Annotated in this window: 16 protein-coding genes and 1 pseudogene; 8 read left to right on the top strand and 9 right to left on the bottom strand. The window is 65.6% G+C overall.

Annotated elements, in window-relative coordinates:
• The first annotated feature begins 1,053 nt into the window (after positions 1–1,053).
• The 7 genes from AC6CID_RS22545 to AC6CID_RS22575 all read left to right on the top strand — a co-directional run bounded on the left by AC6CID_RS22545 (position 1,054) and on the right by AC6CID_RS22575 (position 16,016).
• Entirely contained in the window at positions 1,054–1,311 is a 258-nt protein-coding gene (locus AC6CID_RS22545) for a hypothetical protein (RefSeq protein ID WP_019287437.1), read from the top strand.
• 2,260 nt (positions 1,312–3,571) lie between these two features.
• Positions 3,572–4,201 carry a hypothetical protein gene (locus AC6CID_RS22550; protein ID WP_033098580.1) on the top strand — a complete coding sequence of 210 codons (630 nt, stop codon included), beginning with the start codon at positions 3,572–3,574 and terminating at the stop codon, positions 4,199–4,201.
• Positions 4,202–4,296: 95 nt separating this feature from the next.
• Positions 4,297–13,386 (top strand): helicase-like domain-containing protein, encoded by a 9,090-nt coding sequence (locus AC6CID_RS22555; protein ID WP_498354521.1) that lies wholly within the window; start codon positions 4,297–4,299, stop codon positions 13,384–13,386.
• An 85-nt stretch (positions 13,387–13,471) separates the two neighbouring features.
• Positions 13,472–13,660: a hypothetical protein gene (locus AC6CID_RS22560; protein WP_006554218.1), complete on the top strand. Its 189-nt coding sequence runs from the start codon at positions 13,472–13,474 to the stop codon at positions 13,658–13,660.
• A 1-nt stretch (position 13,661) separates the two neighbouring features.
• Complete coding sequence (locus AC6CID_RS22565) at positions 13,662–14,615, top strand: Fic/DOC family protein (protein ID WP_498354522.1); 954 nt, start codon at positions 13,662–13,664, stop codon at positions 14,613–14,615.
• Positions 14,616–14,880: 265 nt separating this feature from the next.
• Positions 14,881–15,231 (top strand): hypothetical protein, encoded by a 351-nt coding sequence (locus AC6CID_RS22570; protein WP_065996590.1) that lies wholly within the window; start codon positions 14,881–14,883, stop codon positions 15,229–15,231.
• Entirely contained in the window at positions 15,228–16,016 is a 789-nt protein-coding gene (locus AC6CID_RS22575) for a hypothetical protein (protein ID WP_498354523.1), read from the top strand. The genes AC6CID_RS22570 and AC6CID_RS22575 overlap by 4 nt, the downstream gene beginning before the upstream one ends.
• Positions 16,017–16,104: 88 nt before the next feature.
• On the opposite strand, the gene AC6CID_RS22580 is transcribed toward AC6CID_RS22575, so the two are convergent.
• Positions 16,105–16,293: a hypothetical protein gene (locus tag AC6CID_RS22580; RefSeq protein WP_498354524.1), complete on the bottom strand. Its 189-nt coding sequence runs from the start codon at positions 16,291–16,293 to the stop codon at positions 16,105–16,107.
• A gap of 220 nt (positions 16,294–16,513) precedes the next feature.
• Positions 16,514–16,702, bottom strand: a complete 189-nt coding sequence (locus AC6CID_RS22585; protein ID WP_220667224.1) for a hypothetical protein — start codon at positions 16,700–16,702, stop codon at positions 16,514–16,516.
• Between the two features lie 777 nt (positions 16,703–17,479).
• Here AC6CID_RS22585 and AC6CID_RS22590 point away from each other — a divergent pair.
• Positions 17,480–18,301 (top strand): hypothetical protein, encoded by an 822-nt coding sequence (locus AC6CID_RS22590; protein ID WP_498354525.1) that lies wholly within the window; start codon positions 17,480–17,482, stop codon positions 18,299–18,301.
• Between the two features lie 1,346 nt (positions 18,302–19,647).
• Here the strand turns inward: AC6CID_RS22590 and AC6CID_RS22595 are convergent.
• The 7 genes and pseudogenes from AC6CID_RS22595 to AC6CID_RS22625 all read right to left on the bottom strand — a co-directional run bounded on the left by AC6CID_RS22595 (position 19,648) and on the right by AC6CID_RS22625 (position 24,790).
• Positions 19,648–20,421 (bottom strand): DUF8548 family protein, encoded by a 774-nt coding sequence (locus AC6CID_RS22595; RefSeq protein WP_220667108.1) that lies wholly within the window; start codon positions 20,419–20,421, stop codon positions 19,648–19,650.
• Between the two features lie 263 nt (positions 20,422–20,684).
• A complete protein-coding gene (locus AC6CID_RS22600) occupies positions 20,685–21,317 on the bottom strand; it encodes a BTB/POZ domain-containing protein (RefSeq protein WP_220667109.1) in 633 nt (210 codons plus the stop codon).
• Between the two features lie 308 nt (positions 21,318–21,625).
• Positions 21,626–22,129, bottom strand: coding sequence for a DUF4352 domain-containing protein (locus AC6CID_RS22605; RefSeq protein ID WP_220667116.1), 504 nt, complete (start codon positions 22,127–22,129; stop codon positions 21,626–21,628).
• Positions 22,130–22,237: 108 nt separating this feature from the next.
• Positions 22,238–22,339: pseudogene (locus AC6CID_RS22610) on the bottom strand (DUF2510 domain-containing protein); the annotation flags it as partial.
• A gap of 146 nt (positions 22,340–22,485) precedes the next feature.
• Positions 22,486–23,022: a hypothetical protein gene (locus AC6CID_RS22615; RefSeq protein WP_220667110.1), complete on the bottom strand. Its 537-nt coding sequence runs from the start codon at positions 23,020–23,022 to the stop codon at positions 22,486–22,488.
• Positions 23,023–23,111: 89 nt separating this feature from the next.
• Positions 23,112–23,885, bottom strand: a complete 774-nt coding sequence (locus AC6CID_RS22620; protein ID WP_220667111.1) for a ComF family protein — start codon at positions 23,883–23,885, stop codon at positions 23,112–23,114.
• On the bottom strand, positions 23,882–24,790 hold the full coding sequence (locus tag AC6CID_RS22625; protein WP_220667112.1) for a DNA-processing protein DprA: 909 nt from the start codon (positions 24,788–24,790) through the stop codon (positions 23,882–23,884). Before AC6CID_RS22625 ends, AC6CID_RS22620 begins: the two co-directional genes overlap by 4 nt.
• Positions 24,791–24,798 lie beyond the last annotated feature (8 nt).

Consider the following 24,798-nt stretch of genomic DNA (forward strand, 5'->3'; position numbering starts at 1 on the left):
CCCCTTCCCAGGCCCTCGGTGGACCTTGGGAAGAAGCGAACCTGCAGCAGCACCCACACCCCAACCGACACGCCCCAAAGGTGGGGAATTACGTGACAGGCGGGTGAGGAATTACGTGACGGGTCGACCCCTCAACCTGGGGAATTACATGACCGCTGACAGCCAGCGGGCTTGACGGCCTCTCGACGTGGCGTCCTTCGGATCGCAGGATGGCGCTGATTGGCGGGGTCACCCTTGCGCAGTTCCGCCACTGCGATAAATCATGGATAACCCCGATTATCCATCAAATGTGGAAGAGGCGAGAAGGGGCGATCGGTGGTCGCAGCACCCCGGGGGACGGGATAATCCCGCGCCACCAACATGCGCATCGTCCGCGCGATCTGCGGCGCGCAACGCGCACGCGACGACCACACGGTGCTGCCGCAACGCCGCATCGGTGAACCGTGGGTCGGTGCAGTGTGCGCGTCGCTGCGGCATGGCACCCGATGCATGAGCAGCCGAACGCGCGTCGAGCGGATCGGCGGCTCGATCCGGCACGGGCGCCGGCAGGCCGGTCGCAGTCCGGAGGTGAGCCGGACTCGAGCCAGAGGCCGAGTGACAGGTGGGGCCCATCGCATCGATCCGGGGCGAACCAGGGATCCCCGAACGCCTCGGACGCCCTGCCGCACCTGTCCGGAGGAGGTCCGGTTCCACTCTAGTTAACATAACTTAGGTTATCGGCAATCCTGCGACCTGCGCCTTTGCCGTCTATCTTGAGATTTGCGCGACTCTCGCTGCTTCGGCACCTCTCGCAGGCTTGTAGTGAGGTCGCTTGGGATCGTTCTACAAACAGGCTGCCGTGCGGAGGGTATAGACAGTAATCCTCGATGTGCAATCTGGTATCAATGACGCACTGTCGTAGCATCACTCGACGGTTTCCCGTCGCTTCGGCGTCCGATGGCAAGATCACTGCCCGCGCACGCTTAGCTCGTGCACCTAACTCTCTACTTCGTAGGTAGCAGAAAATTTCTGCAAGTCCGGCGTGTCTAGAGTGAAAGAACAAGACGAACTGTCATGATCGTCGGCATGTCCGATTGTGTCCGTCGCCGCAGAGTGGGCCGTCCCGCGCTGCCGTATACGCCTGTGCAGATGAACCTTCGTGTGCACCCAAGCGTGCGTCGGTTCCTTCATACCGAAGCGGAACGGCGTGGGCTCAACGCCAACACGCTGCTTATGGAGATCGTTGCGGACGCTATGGGGACGACAGTCGCCGACCTGACCGCCGCAGGGCTGCAGGAAGAGGAGGACACCCAGATCCAACGAAGCGCCTGACCGCGTAGAGCAGGCCTATACAAAAACGAAACCCCCGGCGTGCCGGCCAGGGGCTTCGAAATAAGTCACGTAGAGGAGAAGCGCCAACTTCTTGTTCCTCTACCTCCCCGAAGGGACACTCTTGCCTGAGTGGTCTCAGGGTATCGCACACCCTGAAGAAGGTTCAATCAAATCACCGCGTGTCGCCAGCGATTTAAGTACGGCCACTAAATGCTGCGGTTCGAACACGTCACAGATAAGTGACCCGCGTCTCATAGAGCGCTTGTTTGAGGTGTGTACTCGTAAATGGTCACCGCGACCCCGAGTACGTCTCGACGTGCAGCAAACGCATGACTACCTGGCCACATCAGCGATGCCTGCGACTGCACCGGCCGTGCCGTGGGCTATTCACCTCACTGATACACAGCGACGATTCCGGCTACTCGCGTTCGACTTCGATAGCAGTCGGCACGGTACTGAGACTGCCGTCAGTGATGCAGATCGCCTGTGCAATGTGCTTGATGACCTGGGAGTCGCATATCTGCGTACAGTCTCCGGTCCGACGAAGGGCCAGCACATATGGGTCCGGCTCACCGAACCGGGCACTTCTGCGGACAGTGTGCGCCGCTTAGCGCACGTACTACGCCAACACTACCCAAGTCTCGATCTGTCCCCGCTCACCAACTCCGCCACTGGCGCGGTGCGACCTCCTGGCGCTCCCCATCGTCACGGTGGCTGGTCCCTCCCCCATCTTCGTGGGCAAGCACTGATCGACACGTTGGTGCGCATGGATGCAGGTACTTCGCCCGAGGTGGTGCAATGGCTTCTCGCCCAGCATCCTCACACCGAATCTCATTTGCGAGACCCCCGTCTTCAGAGGGTCCGCATCGTCAAGGACCAGGCCGGACCGCATCTCGATCGCCCGCGCCGACCACTTACCGCCCGAACTCGCGCGCTTCTATCTACGACTCCCCCGCTAGGCACCGACAGATCGGCCCTCGCACACAGCATCCTGCTCGGGATGGCGAAAGCTGGTCGTACCCTGGCAGATGTCGAAGCAGTTGTCGGTTCAGCCCCGGGTCTTGTCCGCCTACGCGAAGACCGTGACCGGGGCCGAGATGAGACGGTTCGCCAGTGGCGGCGTGCCCTCGATACCGCCGCTCGGTTTACTCCGCCCAGTGTCACCGAACGCGAAGTTATCGATGACGAGCTCGACCAAATCGAAGCCGCTATTACAACAGACCCGACTCGTTGGGCACGCGCCGGCGGAGCGAGCGACGAACGAATCCTGCATGCCCTGGTCGTCCTGGCACGTACGGCCCGCACACGGACGCTGGACATAGATGTACGCCGATTGGCCGAAGCAGCCGCCGTTGATGCTTCCACGGTGTCTCGACGCCTGCGAGTGCTTGCACAGGAAGGCTGGATTTCTCGAGTTCGAGCAGGAGCAGGGACTCGAGCCTCCACCTGGGAGTTGAACATTCGGTGTTCTACTGCAACACAAGGGGAACCCGCCCCCCGCTCTGGTTCAGGGCTATCCCTAGAACTGTTGGACCACCACACTCACGATGTCTGGTCGAACGGAGCAGGGCTCGGTGGTGTGGGTGCCCGTGTTCACTGGGCAGTTCTCAAGTTCGGGGAAACCTCAACTTCCGCTTCCTTCGGAAATGACATAATTTCCTGGGTTACATCCTTTACTGGCTACACCCGAAGCACCGTGTCCCGGATCGTAGGAAAACTCTATGAGAAGGGGCTGCTTCCGAAGTTGTCGACTTCAAGAAATTCGCAACAGATGGACCGAGTGGCTGCCTCGCTCGGAGTTAGAGGCGTGGCAGCACAGAGAGCTCATCGGCACCTTGTCGACCGTGAACTGCATCGGTGGTGGCTCGAAGAAATTGAGTGGAGAAGCCGCCGCGGTAAGAAGCACGGCGTCCCTAGGACTCCCCCATCGAATCTGGCCCTCCCCATGGACGCAAGCGCTCGGATGCGATACGGACGATTTCCTGCCAGGGCCAATGGCCGTGCGGACTACCGGTCGGCGCGCCTGATCGTCACAGAAGCGCTTGCTGCGACGTCGTCCAACAGAAAGGCCGCATAAGTCTTGGAGAGGCCGAGCTTTCCCCTGGCAACGGATTCACCTATTACTATTGTAATATCTCCGGCAGTCCTGCGGATGAAGGGGGCGCTACGCCCAGAGTCGGGGGCAGTCGAGGAGGTCGCGTGACGGGGGAAGACGCCCAGCGGGGGGCATTCGGTTCCGAGGATCAGGGAGGACAGGGCGGTGGCGCAGAGCGAGGAATTCACGACACAGGTCGAGGGGATCGACCTGACGATCGCGGCCGAGACCAGGCGGATTCTGGTCGAGTGGCTGGGCGTCGATCCGGCGACCGAGCAGGAACGGATCGATCGGCAGGCCCTGCGCCTGCAGCAGCTGACCGAGGACGCGGCCGAACAGTTCGAGCAGGCGAACCCGCCGGCGCCGGACGCGACGTACCAGGACGCGGTCCGCGCGAAGGAAACGGCGTGGCGGGCAGCACGGGAGATGGTGCTCGAGAACGAACTGTATCCGCAGGTGACCCCCGAGATCCGACAGGACTGGGAGCAGTTCGAGCAGTGGGCCGAGCAGGAAGCCGAGAAGGACTGGGAAGCGGCTCGGGTAGCGCAGGACCCCGACCGGTGGCGGACGCAGAACGTCAGGCCGAACCCGACCGCGGTGCGGGTGGTCGAGCGAGTGTGGCTGGACAAGCCGGCATGGTTCCGGGCGTTGGCGCAGGCCCTGATCGCACAGCGGATCGAGGACAACCAGCCGGTGCCGGCGACCTCCCGCGACCGGCTGACCGAGGAGCTGACGGAGTTGATCGAGGACGAGATGCGGCGCAACCCGCCGGAGGACCCGGATCTGCCGTTCTGATCCAGGCGCAGTGGGCGCAAGTCCGCAGCGAATTCGTAGACCTGGAGCTGCTGGGACGCAAGCTCGCCAAGAGGCTGGGCGCAGCGAACACAGCTTTGGAGACTGCGCAGGAACGCGGTTTCGACCGTGGCATCGAGGTCAACGGTCAGCGCGTCACCACGCTGACCGAACGGCTCGACCGTCTGCGGGGACGCTGGCGTGAGCTGCGGGCGCAGGAAAACCAGCTGCGCACCGAGCTGCACACCTGGGGCATCGACCCGGAGGCCGTCCCCAAGCAGACGGTGCGCGAGGTCGCCGCCGCACAACCGGCCTGGCGGGAGCATCCCGCAACCGAGCGGCAACTGCGCACCATCGAGCGCCTGGCCGCGGAGGCGAACGTGCCGTTCGTCCTCGACGACGACATCACCAAAGGCCAAGCCCACGATCTGATCACGGCGATGCTCGCCGGCAACCTGCCCAACGCCCAGTTCACCGACCGTCCCGCCGGGCCGATGTTCATCCCGGCCGCGACACCGGCCGAGCCGGCCACACCACCTGCCCCAGCCGCTGCCGAGACATCCCAGGACGAAGAACCGCAGGTCGAGCAGCCGCGGCCGCGGCCGCGGATCGACCCCCTGGCCGACGTCGAGCGCCGGGTGCTCGAACGCCTCGCCGAACCGGACACCGACGCCGACACTGCCGCCAACCCGCAGGTCAACACCGCAGCGCAGTTCCTGTCGTGGGCCGACGGGCATTTCACGGTCAAAGCCCAGGTCGCCCTCGCGGATCTGATGGCCGATCGCGACTCGCTCACCGACGAGCAGTTCCTGGTGTGCCGAGTGATGCTGTCCGACCCGAAACGCTGGGGCGAGCTCGGGCACCGCGCTGCCGAGGCGTACTGGCAGGCCCGCACCGGCGAGCCGACACAGCATCCGGTCACCACCGAGGTCGCCGACGCGATCGTCGAGGCCCGCGCCGACGTCGAGCGTCCGTTCACCGAGGACTTCCTCGACACCACCCAGGCTGTACTCGACACCCAGGAGCCGGCCGAACCGGCCACCGCCGAGCAGCGCGGCGAGCACGTCGCCGCAGTGCAGGACGGGATCGACCAGGCCGCCACGGTCGAGGTCGATCAGTGGTGGGCACGAGGCCGCGCCGCCTATGACCCGGCCGATCCGCTGACGCTGCCGCAGCCGGACACCGATCCGCAGGTCGCCGCCGCGATCGGCAAGGTGCGCAGCCGCACGGGCCGCGATGAGATCCGCCACCAGTGGTTCGCCGGTGTCGAGCAGGCACGTCGCGAGGCCACCGCTGGCGAACGGCAGGCTCTGATCGCCGAGGTCGCCGTCGATCCGCGGCTGATCGCTCAGGTCGAAGGCCGGCGCCCGGACTACTTGCCGGCCGTGACCCGTTCCGAGGTCAAGAGCCTGATCGCCGAGGCCGCCCGCAAGGCGCCCCCGCTGCGCCAGGCCGCAGCGAAGGTACTGCTCGAACACCGGTTGCCGGACGAGCTGTATGAGCGGGCCTACGCCGAATGGGAGCGTGTGCACGGTCCCGAGCTGACCTGGGATCAGGGCACCGCCGCGCAGTGGACGGCGTGGATGACCATGCACGCCCGACGGGACCCGCTGCTCGGATCGTGGGTCGGGCTGCCGATGTACCCGCGCACCCCGATCATCGAGATCGGTATCGAGACCGCCTTCGAGGTCATGGCCGAAGAGCGCCCCGATCTGATCGCCGCCACCGCGGACATTCCCACCGAGCGTCTGGCTGCGGAGATGCGCGGGAACATCATCCCGAACCTGCCCGCACCCGACCCGTCGGAGCTGTCCGCCCAGTTCCGGGACGGGGCGGCCTACTGCGCCCTGACGTTGAAGGACCATCCGAACAGCAAGGTCGCCTACTTCCCGATGCGGGGCTGGGACTACACCCTCGGCGGCGAGAGCAGCTCCGTAACCTGCGGCCGCAACGCCCGGGCGGCAATCGGTGCGCTGCTCGAAGCCCGCAACATCGCGCTCCCGGAGTGGATCGAGCGGGCCTACCGGCCCTACGCCCAGGCCCGCGCCACCGTGCTGACCAGGGCGATCGCCTACGCCCGCAACAACGAGTTCTACCACGCTGCCGCCAGTGCGGACCTGCTGTGGCGCTACAGCCAATCCGGTTCCGCGGTTGCCGACCACGCACTCATCAAGGATGTGCGGCGCGGCATCATCGACCAGCTGCGCAGCGACTTCCCGGCCGAAACCGCCCTGCTCGACCGCTACGGCATCGACCTGGCCTGGACCCTTCAACACGATGTGGACCCGAAGGTTCTGCGCGAGCTTCGGGCAGCCGGGGACGACCTCTACAGCCTCACCCCGGCCGATCTGACCTTCGCCGGGGTCGGAGATGTGGTCATCGGCGACCCGGACGGCCGGCACGTGACGATCCGCTTGGGGCGGACACCGGGCAGCAAAGAACGCATCACCACCGTCGACGGCCGGCCCCGACCCGAGCTGACCCTGCGGGACGCGATCGCCGAAGCCCGCACCGTGCTCGCCGCCGAACACGACGGCGAGCAGCTCGACCCGCAGAACACCGCCGAGATCGGCCCACAGGCCGAGGCCGATGTCGACGCGGGAGCAGAACCGCAGCGCGAGGAGGCCGAACCGCCGTCCCCCCGAGTCGTAGCGCCTGCGATCGACGACGCAGGCGCGGTGATCTTCGACGAGGTCGACCCCGCTCCCACCGAGCCGTCGACCCCGACCGTCACCGACCCTGCCCTCGAGACGTCCGCAACCTCGTGGGTGCTCACCGAACACCTGATGGTCGGCCACGCCAGGCCGATCACCGATCCGGCCCCCGAGCCGGTTCTGGAGCAGGAAGAACCTGCCGCGCCCGCCGCGACCCCTCCGGCGGCGACCGTCGAGCCGGAGGCTGCCGCCTCGACCGATGAGGCGGCGCCCAGGACCCCGGCTGTGGACACCGACGAGCTGGTTGTTCCCGAGACCGAGTACGGCGAGCCGCTGTCGAGTCCCCTGTGGCGGGACAAGCGCCAGCTGGTGCGCGTCCGTAAGAAATCCGGCGCACACATCTGGGTTTCCCGCACCGCCGCCGCCAAGTACACCGCCGCAGCCAGCAGCGAGCTACCGGCCACCGCGGCCGCGGACCAGCCGACCGCGCCCGAGATGGTCGCGGAGACCGGCCTCGAGGAAAGCGCGCCGGCCGCCGAACACGGTGCCGACGCCGCGGTGGCCCGCCCTGCCGCCCCAGCCGTGGCGGTGCAGGACTTCGCCCTCGGAACCGAGGTGCTCGTCCCCAGCGGGGCGAAGGCCCGGGCACGGGCGAACATCGCCGCTCTGCGTCTGGTGCAGCACCTCGACCAGCAGCAGCGACCGGCCACCGCCGACGAGCAGGCGGTGCTGGCGCAGTGGTCCGGCTGGGGTGCGATCCCGGAGATCTTCGACAACCGGACGAGGATCCTCGCGCAGTGGGGCGACGAGCACGCCGAGCTGCTGGACCTGCTCGGGGACAAGGGCTTCGCCCAGGCCCGTCAGACCACCCTGAACGCGCACTACACCGACCCCGCGGTGGTGGCGGAGCTGTGGCGGGCGGTGGCGCGGGCCGGGTTGCCCGACGGCGCCGTGGTGCTCGAGCCGGGCTGCGGGGCCGGCCACTTCGTCGGCACCGCACCGGAGTCGGTGCGCATGGTCGGCGTCGAGATCGAGCCGATCAGCGCGAAGATCGCGCACTACCTGTATCCCTCGCAGCAGATCCGCAACCACGGCTTCGAGCGCAACTTCGCCCCCGAGAACACCTTCACCGGCGCGATCGGCAACGTCCCGTTCGGCAGGTTCGCACCCGTCGACCCGATCCACAACGCGGACGGTCTGTCCATCCACAACCACTTCATCGCCAAATCGCTGGCGTTGACCGTTCCCGGTGGCTACGTCGCGGTGGTCACCTCGATGTTCACCTCCGATGCCCGCCGCGCCGAAGAACGCGCCGCGATCGTCGCCAAGGGAGATCTGATCGGGGCGGTGCGCCTGCCCACCGGAGCATTCGACCGGCAGGCCGGCACCGACGTGGTCACCGACGTGCTGGTGTTCCGCCGCCGCGACGACGGTGCCACCCCCACCGAGGACACTCTCGAATGGGCACAGCCCGCCGTCCAGGTCGAGGCGGTCGACGCCAAGACCGGCGAAGCCGCCCATACGTGGATCAACCCGTACTTCAAGAAGTACCCGCAGCGGGTGCTGGGCACCCTGACGGTGGGGGGCGGCATGTACGCCGGGTCGTCGCTGCGCGTTGCCCCCACCACCACAAAGCCGCTGGCGACGCAGCTGCGCGAGCAGCTCGACCCGATCATCGACCAGGCCCGAGGGCGCGGACTCGGATTCACCGCCCCGGCCCCCGCTCCGGCGCAGGTCGAAGCGTTCACCACGCCGGGGCTGCACACCGGCGCCGACCTCGATTCCAACGAGGTGCTGCCCGGTGCGATGCGCTTCAACGAGGCCGAGGACCGCTTCGAGCAGTTCACCCTCGGTCGCGGCTGGGCCGAGGCCGGCTGCCGCGGCAAGGACCTGGCCGAGCAGTGGAAGGTCATCATCGCTCTGGGGGAGACGGTGATGGAGCTGGCCGAGGCCAGCCGCTCGCGCACCGCCACCGTCGCCGACCGCGACGTCATCCGCGCCCGCCTCGGTGGCCTCTACGACCGCTACGTGCGCAAGTGGGGGCCGCTGAACCGCTTCAAGCTCACCGAACCGACCCCGCTGTCGGACGACAAGATCGCCGCCCGCCTCGACAAGGCGATCGCCGAGTGGCGGATCAAGACCGGTCGCGAGGAGGCCCTCGCCGACGGGCTGGATCCGAAGGATGCCGGCCCCTACACCGGGTCGATCCCCGACCAGGTGTACGAGGAGCTGTACGAGAAGGCGTCCGAGCAGCCGCAACCGCGCCGCTATTCCGCGCATCTGCAAGGCGCGATCGCCCGGGATCCACGCCTGGGCATGGTGCTGGCCATCGAGAACTTCCAGTCGAAGTTCGACGGCAGCGACGCAGTGGCGACCAAGACGGCGATCTTCACCGAGGACACCACCCCGTTCAAGGACAAGGCCGCCAGCGCCGCCGACGTCGACGAAGCGCTGGCGATCAGCTTCGACGAGCTCGGACACATCTCGCCGCAGCGAGTCGCCGAGCTGCTGACGATGTCCGTCGAGGACGCGCTCGAGCAGGCTCAGGGGAAGATCTATCCGTCCCTGCACGACGCCGACCGGTGGGAATTGGCCACCGTGGCCCTGTCCGGGCAGGTGCGCGACAAGCTGGCGCGGGCGACGATCACAGCCGGCGACGATCCTCGCTATGCGCCGCTGGTGGAGGCGCTGACCGAGGTGGTGCCGCCGGATGTGGATCCCGCCGAGATCGGGGTGCGCATCGGCGCGACCTGGGTGCCGATCGAGGACTATCGCGCGTTTCTGGTCGAGGAGTTCGGGTTGCGCCCGGATCGGCTGACCGTCGAACACGATCAGGTCAGCGGAAACTGGCAGATCACCACCGATCAGCGCAGCCGCCACGAATTCTCCGGTGGCTATCCGGACAAGTACGGCAGTGCCCGGCTGCCGGGCGTGAAGATGGTCGAGCTGCTCGCCAACAACAAGCCGGTCCAGGTCAACAAGACCGGCGACGAGCTCGAACGCTCCCCGAAGCCGCGGTTCCACGTCAAGCTCACCGAGCAGGCGCAAGCCTCGGCCACGGCCTTGCAGGAGCGGTTCGAAAAATGGTTGTGGGAGGACGGTGACCGCTATGTGCGCCTGGCCCGCATCTTCAACGAGCGCTACAACTCCTACGTCAAGCCGGTCCACGACGCGACCGGCAAGGCGTTTCCCGGCATGAACCCGAAGTACACGCCGTACGACTACCAGGCCGCCGCCGTCACCCGGTTCCTGCACGATGAGACGATCCTGCTCGACCACGTCGTCGGGGCCGGCAAGACCCTGACGATCACCGCCTCGTGCATGGAAGCCAAACGGCTCGGGCAGATCCGCCAGCCGTGGATCGTGGTGCCCAATCACCTGCTCGGACAGTGGGCGGTCGAAGCCCGCGACGCCTACCCGAACGCGAACATCCTCGTCGCCGCCGACCTGGACGGGCGCGATGACCGGCAACGCTTCGTCGGGCAGAGCGCCGTCGGGGACTGGGACCTGGTGATCGTGCCGCAGTCGGTGTTCAGTCGCATCGCCATGCGCCGCGAAGCGCAGATCGAGTACCTCGAAGGCGAACTCGGTGAGCTGCGCGAGGCCCTCGACGCCGCCAACAGCCAAGGCGCGGAGTTCACGGTCAAGCAGATCGAGCAGGCGATCAAATCCACCGAAGCCAGGGTCGAGAAGATCATCGCGGCCAAGGCCACCGACGAAGGACTGACCTTCGAACAGTCGGGGTGTGACTTTTTGTTCATCGACGAGGCGCACGACTACAAGAACCTCACCCGCCCGTCCAACAGCGCCGATCTGGCGGTCACCAACGGCTCCCAGCGGGCCACCGACCTGGAGATGAAGGCCAAGTACCTGCGGGAGAAGGCCCGCGCCCGCAACACTGAGCAGGGGATGGCGCACGCGCCGGCCAAGGCGATCGCCTTCGCCACCGGCACCCCGATCAGCAATTCGCTGTCGGAAATCTGGGTGATGACCAAGTACCTGCGCCCGGACCTGCTGCACAATGCCGGCCTGGGACGGATCGACAACTGGGCGGGCACCTTCGCCAAGCCGGTGTCGGTGCCGGAGATGAACACCACCGCCACCCGCATCCAGATGAAAACCCGCATGGCCGAATACGCCAACGTCCCGCAGCTGGTGGCGATGCTCGACCAGTTCCGGGACGTGGTGACCTCCGACCGCATCCCGGTGCGCCTGCCCGTCCTCGACGGCGGAGCCCCGAAGATCGTGGAGTTCGACATGGGACAGGACGCGATCGACGCGATGGCCGACCTCGATGTGCGCATGTCCCAGATCCAGGGCGATCGGATGGACCTGGACAACAGCCTCAAGATCGCCACCGACGGGCGGAATCTGACGATGTATCCGTCATTGGCGAACCTGGGCGCACCGGACCCGCAGCACAGCCGGGTCGAGCACGCCGCCGACCTGATCTGGCAGGTCCACCGCGACCACGCCGACCTGCACATCCCGGCCGACAAGTACGGCCCCGAGATGACCGGGGTGTTCCAGCTGGTGTTCTGCGACCGCGGCACCCCCAAAGCCGGAGCCGGCCCCAAGGCCCGCAATCTCTACACCGAACTACGCGACGCCCTGGTGGCCCGAGGCATGAATCGGGAAGAGATCGCGTTCATGCACGACTACGACAACCCCAAGGCCAAGGCCCGCCTGGTGCAAGCCTGCGCCGACGGGCGGATCCGGGTGCTGCTCACCTCCACCAAGAAGGGCGGCACCGGCCTGAACGTCCAACGGGCACTCAAGCAGATGATCAACCTCGACCCCGCGTGGACGGCCGCGGACATGGAACAACGCCTCGGCCGCATCATCCGCCAAGGCAACGTCCACGAGACCGTCAGCGTGGTCAACATGGTCGCCCGCCGCTCCTACGACGCGATGATGTACCAGTACGTGGCCCGCAAATCGAACTTCGTGGCGATGATCCGCAAGGCCGATGTGCCGCCCACGATGGAGGATCTCGGCGGGGACCTGACCGTCTCGTGGGCGCAGAGCAAGGCCGCGGCCACCGGTGATCCGGTGTTCGTCGAACAGGTCGAAGCCGACCAGAAGGTCGCCGAACTTCAAGCCCGCCGCGATGCCGTGCTCAATGCCAACGCGGCCCGCAACGCTGCGATCCGGGCACTGAGCCGGTCCATCACCGCCGACGAGAAACGGCTGCCCGAGGTCCGGGAGGTCGCCGGCAAGCTCGCAGCCTGGAGCGCCGTCGAGGACCGTGCCCAGCGCACGTGGGCGTTCCCCGACAAGGCGATCCCCGACTCGCAGACGGCGGAGCTGGCCGATGCCCTGCGAGGGTCGTTGATCCGGCTCAAAGACGAGGTGACCCGCAGCAACGACGAGCAGGTCTTCGGTGTCATCGGCGGGGTGCCGCTGAGCCTGGGCTACAGCCAGACCCTCGGCCAGTTCTCCGTCACCGTCGGTGAGGAAACCGCCTGGTACGAGCGGGATCGGTTCTTCAACGTCCTCGAACGCTCCACCGGCGCCCAGGGAATGCTGTCCACCATCCGCAAGATCGCCGATCGAGCCGACCGGCACACCACCACCATCGAGTCGCGGATCGAACACAACCGTCGCCGGCTCGCCGAGGCCGAGGCCGAGCCGGAACTCGACTTCACCGACACGGCCGAACTCGAGGCCGCGAAGCTGCGAGCCGAGGAACTGCGGCTCGAAGTCAACGCCCGCGAGAACTCTCCCGAGGCGTTGCGCCGAGTCCGCGAGGACCAGCAGCGACGGGCTGCGGACGGGCAGTACCCGCAGTGGACTCTGGATCTGAACCCGACCGATGCGTGGGCCGAACACCGGAACATGAGCAAGGCCGAGCTCATCGCCTCGGTGCCCGAGCGCATGGCCGCAGCCCGGCAAGAATGGCTCGACGGCGCCGAGATGCGCGAGGCGAACCGCAAGGCCGATCCGTGGGTGGCCCTCGACGACACCGAAGCGATCTGGCAGTACGGCTTCGACTCGGGCAGCGGCCGGCCCGGCGCGCGAGTGCGCTGGGACGATCGGCAATGGCACCTCGAAGCCTGGGACGGCGAGAGCGGTATCGACCGCGACGCGGTCAACACCCGAGGCGAAGCCTTCAGCCTCGGCAGCCGACTGGTCGACACGTTCGCCGCCGACCGGCAGATCCCCCGCGAAGCGATCCACCAGGCCAGCATCGAACGCCGCGAACGCCTCAACAGCGCCGCCGCCCCCACGGCGACAGGGTCGGTCGACGCGGTGGTCGAACCTTCCGAGGCTGTGGCCGAACTCAACGGTGACGCGATCGTGGAGCCGACCGAGACGGTCGACATCGATGCCCCGGACGCCTTCGAACTCGACGAAACCCTCGCCCAAGGGTTGCAGGCCGCAGGGGATGTTCGTCCGCTGCGCACTTTCGACCCGCACAGCACCACAGGACAGCAGCGACACCCCGACCCGCTGCCGCAGTACGAAGCCGGATACGACGGCGGATACGACGGCGGATACGACGGCGGATACGAAGACGGTCGCGCCGTCTGAACTCGCCTTTAGGCTCGACATCACCGGTGGGGCAGAACCGGCCCCAAGGCTCTGCCCCACCGCCACCACCGACCAAGGGGAATCCGTGACACCACGCAAGACCGAATCCGAAGCCCGCGCCGCCCTCGCCGCAATGGAACCCATCATGGCGATCGAAGGCCGCCAGATGAGCGACGGCGACAAGGAATTATTGGTCGAGCTGATCCGGGGCACCAAAACGGTCGAAGAAGTCACCAAAATCATCGCCCGGGAGGCCGGATACGACATCGACTGATATGACCCCGCGATATTCACAAGAGTGGCTGGACTACTTCATTCCCGAGACGATCGAATGGAACGCGGACGACATGCCCGACCCCAGCCGCGCCGTCCTGAAAAATTTGCTGCTGCGATCGGAAAAGTGGCCCCACGGCATCCCGGACGCCGAGGTCGTGCATCGCGTCGAAGGTGCCGTCAGCTACTCGCGGATGCAAGAACTCGCCGACCGTCCCCTTCCGGGCCGCTACGACCTGGCTCACTTCCAGCGCACTCACTACCAGCTGTTTCAGGACATCTACCCTTGGGCCGGGCAACTACGCACCGCCCCGCAGGACTGGCCGATGGTCAAGTGGGGGCCGGACGTCGCCGCCATCCGCAACGGGCAAAACCACGTCACCGAAATACCACACAAGTATTTCAAGGCCCGCGAAGTCCCCCAAGCCGCTAAAGTCGTTCTCGACCGCATCGCCGCCAAAGACAATCTGCGCGGACTCGACCGCAGCGACTTCATCGGAGAACTGGCCACAGTGTGGCTGCGGATAAACTTCGTCCATCCATTTCGTGAGGGCAACACCCGTACTCAATTCGCCTTTTTCCGACAACTGTCCGTCGAGGCCGGTTACAGGCTCGACACCGATCGCTTCCAAGCCGTCAGCAAGACCGAGCTGAAGCAGAACCCCCTGGTCGGGGACCTGCGTGAGCAGTTCGTCTGGGGACGTTTCGAGTACATGCAGAACGGCGACACCGGCCTGATGCGCGACGTGCTGGACATGGCGATCACCGAGGTGGTCGATCCTGTTCCCGCCGGTCCGGCCATCGACCACGGTGTTGATCTGCGCGCTATCACCGCCGCCATGTCCGCGCACCCACGCTCTGTTCACGACTTCACCGCCAATACCTCCACGCCGGGTCCTGTGACTCCACCCGTGGACCCGCCCCGCAGCCGACCCACCCTCGACCTCGACTTTTAGACGGATACGTAACCGGCGGTTGGTGGTGCCGCAGCATCGCCACCGACACTCGCACCTACGCCATGGTGCCTCCACACCCCCGCGCCTGCCGGTCAGGGTTCTGCAGAGGAAAGCGGACCGTCATCGCTGGCCCGCCGTGCATCACCGAGCACCACCCGGAAGTGTTGCAGCGAGCAACAACAGGGTGAAACTGCTGCATACACGCACTATCATGAGAGCGATCCGTGCAGAGGGCGCAGATGGTTCGAGCCGAGGAGGTGGACAGATGAGCGTGGTCACACCGAAGACTGTGCGTCAGCAGCTCGTGCAGTCCGCCGTGCTCGACAAGATCATCACCACCGGTCTGTCGGTCGACACCGAACCGGTGCGCCGCAGCCTGCAAACGATCCGCCGTCAGGTGAACCGGAGCCCACTGATGGAGCGCTACCTGGACCGATGGGACATGATCGTCCGCACCAACGACATCGATGACATCCGCCGGATCGTCGAGACGGACGACGACACCAGCCGGGAAATGCGCAACCTGTCCCCCCTGTCGGTTCTGCTCAGCGATGACGAACGTCGCCGCGTCCTCACCGAATTCAGCACCAGACTCAAAGCTACTGCGCAGCGGTGAACCGGGACGAACTCGGACGGGCGATCAAGGCCGCGTGCGCCAACCTCGACGAACCTCGCGTGATCGTGCTCGGTTCCCAATCGATCCTCGGCAGCTTCGACACCACCGCCCTGCCTCCGGCCGCCTTCCTCTCTCGAGAAGTCGACATCCTGCCCCTGAGTGGGATCACCGATCCACCTGCCGTCGAAGACAAGCTGCTGCTCCTCGATGCCCGACTCGGCGAGGGCTCCCCTTTCCACATGTCCTTCGGCTTCTACGTCGAAGGCATCCACAAAGACGTCGTAGTCCTGCCCCGACACTGGGAACACCGCCTCGTCCACTTCATCGTCGACGACGACACCTCCACCCTCTACGGCCGAACCGGATTGTGCCTGGACCCAGTGGATCTGTGCGTGTCGAAAACGATCGCCGGACGCGAGAAAGACTACGAATTCGTCGCCGCCCTGGTCGCAGAACAACTCGTGCGAGCCGCCGACATCCGCGCCCGCATCGACAGCGGAATCGAGTGGTCACCGACCTACACCGAGAACAAGGACCTCTCCCTCGATCGAGCGCGGAACTGGCTGAGCAGTCTTGCCGACCCCACCGCGACCTCGGCCAAGAAAGATCCTGCCTCTAATGCTCCGGCGTCGGTGGCCACCGACATCGCCACCGCTCTCCTCGGCCATCCCCGCTCGGTCGAGCAGATGCTCAACAGCAAGAACCGAGGTGAGAACCCCTCGACGTCCGCTGCTCCCCCTGACACCGGACCGACCCGAGAAGCCGGACCCGACCTCTCTCAATGAGTGCTGTACGAATCTGCCTCCACAAACCGGCGTGCGAATACCGAACCGTACGGAAATAATGGAAAAACAGAACTTGTGCGCCAGTCGGCTACCGCCGCCGACCTTCCAGCGTGGACAACAACACGAACTTCGTGCCCATCAGATCGAACGCTGCTTCGCTGTCTGCGGCGACGAGGAGTTCCCGCTCGCGGGCGTGTAGCGCCGCAATCGCGGTCTTGAGTTCCTCGTCGGTCATCGCATCGGCGGCATCGCCGATGGCTCGCGTCCCCTCTTCCACGCGCCGAGGGTAGCCACCGTGTCGTCCGCTGCACGTACAACCCATCAGCGGAAAAGGCGATGGTCCCCGGCGGGGGCGCCGGGGACCATCCTTCGACCCGTCAGGGAATCACTCACCTGTCGGGGAACTCGGGTGATTGCAGCGGTCACCGTAGCGGAAGCACGGATCGGTACCAAACAGGTGGAGCGAGAGCGACCGGCAGGAGGAAGGACTCTCGGAGTCAGTCCTCGACGGGGTACAGATCGCTTACGCGCGCCGGCCACGGATACGTGAGCGGGCTGTCGGCGTTGACCTCGATCATCGCCGTGCCGGTGTCCTCATCGATGTCGTTGACGGTGAACACGAACGTGCCGCGTGCGCTGACCGTCACCTGATCGCCGGGCTTCAGGGTGCTGTCTCCGATCGACACGACAGAAGAGGGGCGTGTCGTTTTCCCAGTTCACACCACAAATTCAGCGAAGCTAATTTTCTGGATCCCGGCGGGTCGCCCCGTCTGCGATCCGGCCGGCTCGCTCACCTTCCGAGTAGGGCCTTGGTTGCTCCTGTGTCTGTCTCGGTGGCCATTGCACCCCGGTGAACGGCGGTCCCGTATGGCGCGGAATGGCGATCTCCGCCTCGCAGACGAGACACAGATAGGTGCGGTGTCCGGTGGCCCCGGAGGGGCGCAGGGCCGTTGTGCAGGTGCACGGTGTCCAGCCCACGACCACCCGGTGCGGTCCCAGCCGGTGCCCGTTCGGGCAGAACTTCGGCGGGCGCTCGTAGGACACCACACCACACATTTTCGCACATGTGTTCGATTAGGGCGTTTATAGTCAGGGCGGCAGGTCGATGGAGGGACGCGAGAGGCGGACTTCGGGAAGCATCGGCCTGCCACATCGTTTCCGCAGGAAACAGACATCGAGAGCGGAAGTACCCCCGATGCCGGGCACCCACGCACCGGCCCGTATGCCCGCCTCGGTACCCGGTCACTCCCTCCCCGAGCCGGCGCGAACCGGGGGGATGTGGGTTCCGCCGGGCACCCTCATGCCACCTCGAACGATCCGGGGTGGACCACGCCCCGCTACCGCGCCCCTCGATGGCATAGCGCCGATCCCTACCATTCGTAACGTACGTATCATGATACGTACGTTACGAATGATGTTACGATGCTGGATACGGAACGTCATCGGGTCGGGAGGGCGAGGTCATGGCCGAGGAAGCCAGAGGGGGACGGCGCCGCGAATACGCCACCGACGCCGACCGGGTACGGGCCTGGCGGCAGCGCCAGAAAGACAAGGCCCGCGCCCAGCAACACCAGGATGCGCTGCCGACCGATCCGACCTCGGCGATCGGCACCCTCGCCGAGGCGGTACCACTGCTGCGCCGCGAAACCCAGGCGATGCTCGAGACGCTGACGACGATCGCGTCGTCGATCACCACCGCGACCGATCTGCTCGCAGATCCGGCGGCGATCGATGCACAGCTGCGGCGCGTACGCGCCGAGGCCGACAAGGTCCGGGCCGACGCCGCAGCCGAGATCGCGGCACTGCGGGACGAACTCGACACCGCGCGCACCGAACGCGCCGACGCCGATGCCGCCGCCACGGCCGCCGACGCCGACGCCACCGAGGCCCTCGCCCAGCTCACCGCAGCCCGGGCCGACCACGCCGCGGCACAGGACCGCTGGCAGCAGCAGCTCGATCAGGCCGCCGCGACCCACCGCGAGCAGATCGCCGGCCTCGAGCACCGGATCGAGCTGCTCACCGGGCAGCTCGACGAACACCGCGAGCAGCTGACCCGAGCGATCGCCGAAAAAGACGCCGCGGCGGCCACCGCAGCCGACCACACCCGCCGGCTCGACGCCGAACTCACCGCCGCCCGCACCGCGGCGGCAGCCGAACGCGACCGCGCCTCCACCGCCCGCGCCGACGCCGCCGCCGCACACGCGCAAGCCGAAGCCGCCCGCGAACGAGTTGCCGAACTGCGCGCCGAACTCCAGGACCTGCGCACACCCCCGGCAGGCCCGTAAACCCCCCAGCCGGCTCCCCGTACTGCTGGCTGCCACAGCAGCGGACCTCGAGGTCCGACGGGGGCCGACCTGGCACACTTCGATCCGGCCATCCCCGCCGTACCCCTTGCGGCGGGGATGGGTTCGCCGCATAGACGGCTGCGGCAACCATGGTTCGACTGACAGGAACGACTCGCCTACTACCAGGTTCCGGATCGAACTTTGCCCGTCACGTAGAACTCTGCCCAGTAGCCATTGGCGTTGGGGTTTCGCCTCTTCTGGTCGTTCACGGCATTCACCAGTGGCCCACAGTTCCACTTGCTAAGGCCCGTGCTTGCGCACGCCGCAGCCCCGCCCTTCTGGTTCAGCTCTGCACGACCGACCTTGAACCATGCATGAGAGGGCAGACCAAACCCGGAGATGCCTCCCTGCGCCGCGCTGGCAGAACCCCCGCCAGCTACAACCAGACAGACCGCTGCACCACTGACAATTGCCATTCGTACGAGCTTGCGCATAAGGACTCCTGGTTGTTGCGATCCTGTGTCGACATCCTGGCTCCCGCTAAACGTAGCGAGACGATCGGAGGAGGCGATATACGCCAATCGGATGAACCTAACGCAATGCCGCTCCAGACCTCAGGTTTCGTGCCGGCTCCGTCTCACTGCCTGATCGATCCTGCCCACGCTCCGGTACATGCATTCAGCGGAGTGTTCGCTAAAATCTGTTCACTCCAGTGACACGCGCGTTCTCTCGAAGGACACGCCGAGTGATCGCGTCGCATCGGCGCTGCGCTATCAAAGTCGAGCTGCGTTGCTTCCAGCGGACAGCCACCCGCCCGCGGCAGCGTCTCGACCGAAATCGCCGGCTGCGACGAACCGCAGGCACGTCCGCTTCGACTCCACGCACCGATCCGGGAAGCAGCCACCACGACGCCGACCCGGGCGCGGCGGGGGCAGCAGAAGCCATGAACCACACCGGCAGTAAGGTCGAGACCACGGTGTTGGTGATTGCTGGCCGCAGCATCGACATCGACACCGCGATCGCGAAGGCCCATGCCTATCCGGCAGTGACCGTGGCCCGCTACGACCTGCCCGGACCCGGACCCGCCGCGGTGATCACCGCCGACGAGATCGCCCGCACCCACAAGGTGCGTTCCCGCATCAGCCACGCCCAACGCGACTGGTTCATCCGTACCGCGGAGTTGGGCAGTAGCGGCCCCCGGACCCGATGGACGGGGACTGTAGTGCACCCGACGGAAACCTACCGACCACGATCACGAAGGTGGACTTTCGGTGTTGCCGGGTCAACTCCGGTGTCCACCGGACCGAGTCCAAACGGGCGCGGATATCGGCGAGCATCGTATTCCCTCAAGTATTCGGACCTATCGACGAACCCTCCGATCGGGATTCTGCCTGGTCGGTCTGGTCGGTGTGCAGTTCGGTGCGCACCGACCGCGCCGACGTCCAGATGGCATGGTCGATCTCCCATGCGGTGACCCGTCGGCCAAGTACGCTGGTGACCTTGGTGGCGAGCTCGGAGAGCAGGGTGCGGGCGGTAACAGCCTCGACGTCGGCGCCGTGGCGGGCCAGCCATCGCAGCACCATACGGTCGGGTTTGATGGTGTCTTCGTCGCCGACGAGCATCCACAGATAGCCGCGGCGCACCCCGAAGCCACCTTCACCGGGAACGGCCCGCAACGCGGTCTCCACCGTGTCGAGCCGCTGCGGTTCGTCGAGCAGGACACGAGCATCGTCGAGTGTCCGGATCCCGTGCTCGTGCAGGATTGTCGCGTACTGCAGCACCGCTTCGGCCTTGAGAATGCCCCCGCGCGATGAGGTGCGCTGCCGATTGTTCGTCACCGCCAGCAGCGCATCGACGCTGTCGTAGCGATCCAGGAACGCCTCGAGCGGCAAAGGGTCGACCAGATCGGTGACCGGTGGTGGCACGGACGGCGTCTCGATGCCGGCATCGGCGGCGACCCGGCGCACCACCGGCAGCACGTGACGGTCGTAGTGGGCACCGATGCTGTAGACCGCATCGACGATGCACAGACTCAGACTCAGCCACTGCCACCGACGCGGACGCAGGTCGAGACCACACACGGCCTCGATCAACGGCGGCAGATCAGCAGCGGCGGACATGAGTGCACCGTAATCGATCTGGGCGACATACAAGGCGTGCATCGGCCCTTCGACCCTGCACCGGCGTCGCGATCACCGGCAGCGAACCCGACCGGAACTCGCTCAAAACTCAGGCGGTCGAACTGGCAGCGACCGCTGCGCAGCAGGCGCAGACTCGCACCGGATAAGGGGGCCACGACCGGTGGACCTGTCGGACCACGCGATCAACCGAGCCTCGCGAGCACCCGCAGGACTATCCGCAGGTCGTGATCACCGCATACGGGTTAGCTCAGGGTAGAGCGCACATCTACCGTCGCGCGGAACCAACGGGCCAAGTACTTATCGGCCATCAACTCCGAATGAGCTTCGACGTAGCCGACGAACCAGCCGGACAGGCCGTCCCAGATTCTGTGGTCCCCGGGAGCGGTCAGGCTCCAGCCGAGCTCGTCGAGGGTCCAGTGCGCTTTGGCGGAGTTGCGCAACATCGAGGTGCTCACCCAGTTCGGTTCCGCATCGACGCCGCCGCGGGCGACCGGCACCAGATGGTCGATGGTCGGGAACAGCTCCCAGAACGCGAAGTGCGACTGCGACATCTGCCAGTTCGGATGCGCCGGGAACTCGTCCGGCAGGATCAGTGACAGCGTGCGCAGGGCAGCTGGGTGCACGAGCTTGGTGCCGCTGTAGCGATCGAGGAAGCCGTCCCGGTAGAACACGCGCAGGCATTGACGGTCGGTGTACTGCCGTGAGTTCTTCGCTACCGGGGTGAAGGGATACTCGCTGCGCAGAATCTGCCGGCCCTGCTCGAGATCATCGGCATCGATCGCGGCCACGGTGCGAGCGAGAATATCGGCCTTGTCGCCCTCGACGAGAGCAGGATCCGGAACCGTTTCGGCAGATGGGGATTCAGGGGTCGACACATCTGCGATCGTAGAGTCCCTTTCGGCTACCCGTTACCCGTCCTCCTGCGCATCCAGTGGGAGGTGCCAGTGAGCGCGATGGGCATGAGGCCAGCACGCGGGTCATGTCCGCGATCGGGCATCTCACCTACCGGCCCGGATCGCTTCCGCGTTCCGCTCCGGAATGACAGTGAGCGAACAACCCGACCGCAGCGACAGTGAACATCCGCAGGTTCGAAGAGCGTGAGAACAAGACCGGACTCGTGTATCCGCTGATTCGGCTTGCCGGACACGAGGACAAACGAACGAGATTCATGCTGCCCGCCCGATCACCGCAACCGAATCCGGACCCCTTCGGAGAACAACGTCAACGAATCCTCGAACAACAGATAGTCCGGTTCCGCTCCACTCATCTCAAAGTAGAGCTCCCCGGAGGCCGCTTCCCCAGGGTTCAGGGTCGGGTAGGCAAGAGGTGAGAGCGTGTTGACAGTCGGGCTGAAGCGACGCTCCTGCGAGTCGAACGCATCGAGGTCACCGAACCGGAACACCCGGGGACCCGTACCGATATTGGTCACCGTGATCTCGGCAGTCGAGTTGTTCCACGAGTGCACGACGATCTCGAAACTACCGTCGCGCAGCGGCACACCCAGATCGGTGGCAGGTTCGACGGCCGTGGTCTCAGGCGGGGGCGCGAGGGTCGAGGTGTCCACGGTCTCGGGCGGCACGGGGGGCGCCGTGGTCTCGGGCGGGGCTGCAGGCTCACTGCTGGTGTCCTCGGCGCGGACAGAGGCTTCGGTGTCGTCGCTGCCTTCGACGAAGATGCCGCCGATCATGATGACCAGAATGGTCGCTAGTACCGCTCCTAGCAGAAGAGAGTGCCCACGTCCCCACGACGAAGTCGAGTTCTGCAATGTCGGTGACTCTGGTTCCGGCACCGGTTCGGTCCGGATGCGGGTGTTGGACGTCCATTGCTGTCCGTCCCAGTACCGCAATACCGTCGGGTCGTGAGGGTCGGGCCGCCACCCGGGAGTCGAGTCGTTCATCGGGCGCGTGCCTTTCTTCCATGGAGATCGATGTACGAGCAGTACCGATGATCTTCAGGTCATCTATACATGTGGTCCTTGAGCGGGTGCTGCTGCTGGGTGCAGTCGTCCGCGCCGCATCACCCGCGAGGTGATGTCCTGCTCGGCTACCCGGTTCTGGTCACCAGGCGAACGACGGGTCCGACGATGGCGACGAGGACGAGAACAGCAAGAACCCAACCCACCGTCGGAACTTTGATGACGGCGATGACGACCAACGATGCGGCCGCCATGACGATCAATGCCCAGATGAACTGGCGCTTCCATCGGTCGAGCGGTCTGCGCCGGTACCACTGTGTCGCTGTCTCGGATCGAGGTGCGATCCGCCCACCGAGTTTGAATTCGAACAACGCGATTCCTGTGCTGTCGGCGAATGCTCGTGCAGCCCGGGTGTATCCGCCGTAGGAGAAGTGCACCCACTGAGCGTTGCCCTTCTTCAGGTACACCGTCTCGTGGAGCTGCCGGAGATGATGCTCGTCGATCGGTGTCGGGGTGGTCGTTCCGCGCCCGACGACATCGTGGCCGTCGATGTGGAACAGATCGTCGGTGTTGCCTCGGCGGGTGCTGACCCGATCGAATCCCATGTCCTGCATGTGGGCACTGACCGGCTCATACATCTCGCGGCGACTGAGAGCAGGTTTCACCGCGACTCACTATCTCGGGGCATAGCGCAGGAGACTATCTGATGTTCTGACATGCCTGGCCGGACGCAGTCCGATCGTGGCGTCAGCGGTCATGCCTCGATCTGTGTACCCGGATGCTGGCTGTTGACCAACGGGCTCTGTTCCCAGGAGAACTGTTTTGCCTTCTGTCCTGCCCAGAATGCCGGGGTGTTCTTGTAGCCGACGTTGACACGGCGGGCGACCACAAAGTGACCGGCAAGGTGATGCCCGGCAGCGTCGAGTGCATACGCGGCGCTGTTGATACGGGCACCGGTGGTGCACACGTCGTCTACGAGTAGGACCCGCCGGGTGGGGCCGTCCACGGAGACGAATCCGTCAGTGGACGGCTTGTTGAACGACAACGTTCCTGATCCACGGCGTAGCAGGGTTACTACGGGAACCTGCAGTGGCAGGTCTCGAAGGATGGTCTCGAGTGGGTGTGGGCCCGTCCGACTAGACGAGGGGACGACCGTGATCACGTCAACCGAACTTCGTGCTTGTATGCGCGCACCGTGTTCGTACAGGAACCTGGCGATCAGTGCTTTGACGACGTCGACGTACTCGGGGATAAAGGGTTCACTTTCGTCGATACGGCCCTTGTAGCAGGTCAGCCATTCGCGTAGCTGTGATGGCTTGTTGTACAACGAGATCATGTCCAGCGGTGGTGCTGGCACGCCTAGGGTCTTCCTATTCTTCGCGCAGTTCCAGCATTCCCCAGTCGTCCATTCCGTCCACGTGCGACAGCGCCAGCAGGTTTCAGGCTGACCATCGGTGGGAGGCGGTACCAATTCGGGGATTGCCTTCTCGGACAATTCCCAAAGATGCGGATCGATGTGCTCGATCACTGGTCGATCCCGTCGAGCGTGCGCCGAACCTCCTCAGCGCTGGTGATAAAGGAAGCTTTGCCGCCGTCGGCGAGCTTCTGCGCCCAATCTTGGTGTTCGAGGGCGGGTGACCACATCAGGACTGGTCGGCCGTATCCGATGGCTTGCTCGATCTCGTGTCGGCTGCCGCTACGGGACTCACCGGACATGATGATGCTGATATCGCTGAGGCCGGCGATCACGTGATTGCGGCGCAGGAACGAGGTGCGAGTTCTCGGGGCATACGGCGCGAACTGCGATACCAACACCCCGTTCTTGCGTATCCGGTGAGCCAGATCGATGTTCTGCTCGGGGTAGATGCGGGTGATACCGGTCCCCATCACAGCGACGGTGGCTCCGTCCGCTGCCAGTGCTCCTTCGTGTGCGGCGGCGTCAACGCCGAGGGCCAAACCGGACACGATCGTCGTTCCGGTGGCCGCGAGATCTGCGGCCAGCTCGTGGGTGTCACGGATGACTTCTGTACCGGCGGATCTGCTACCGATGATTGCTACGGAGGAGGATTCACGGTCCAGGGCTGCGGTGGCGAACAATATCGGAGGTGCGTCCCAGCACTCGGCAAGCCGTGCCGGGTAGCCCGGGGCATCGCAGGTGTCCGAGGACAGGAGGGGCCGGGCGACGCCATCCCTGGCCAAAATGTCGATCTGCTTGTGCCAGTATTCGATTCGCGCGTGATCTAGGCTGTCATGGAGGTATCGGACCAGCTCAGAATCCGACGATCTATTGCTCGGATCCAGGAGACTCGGATCCAGCAGAGCGCGGAACTGGGCGGGGTCGCGCAAAATGTAGGTGAGATCGCTGGGCTGTGCCGGGAGCAGCTCGAGAGAAGCCACCACGATCGCGGCCTGCCGCAGGTTGTCATCCTCCATGACAGTCA

The sequence above is a fragment of the Rhodococcus sp. GQ147 genome, from assembly GCF_059759155.1.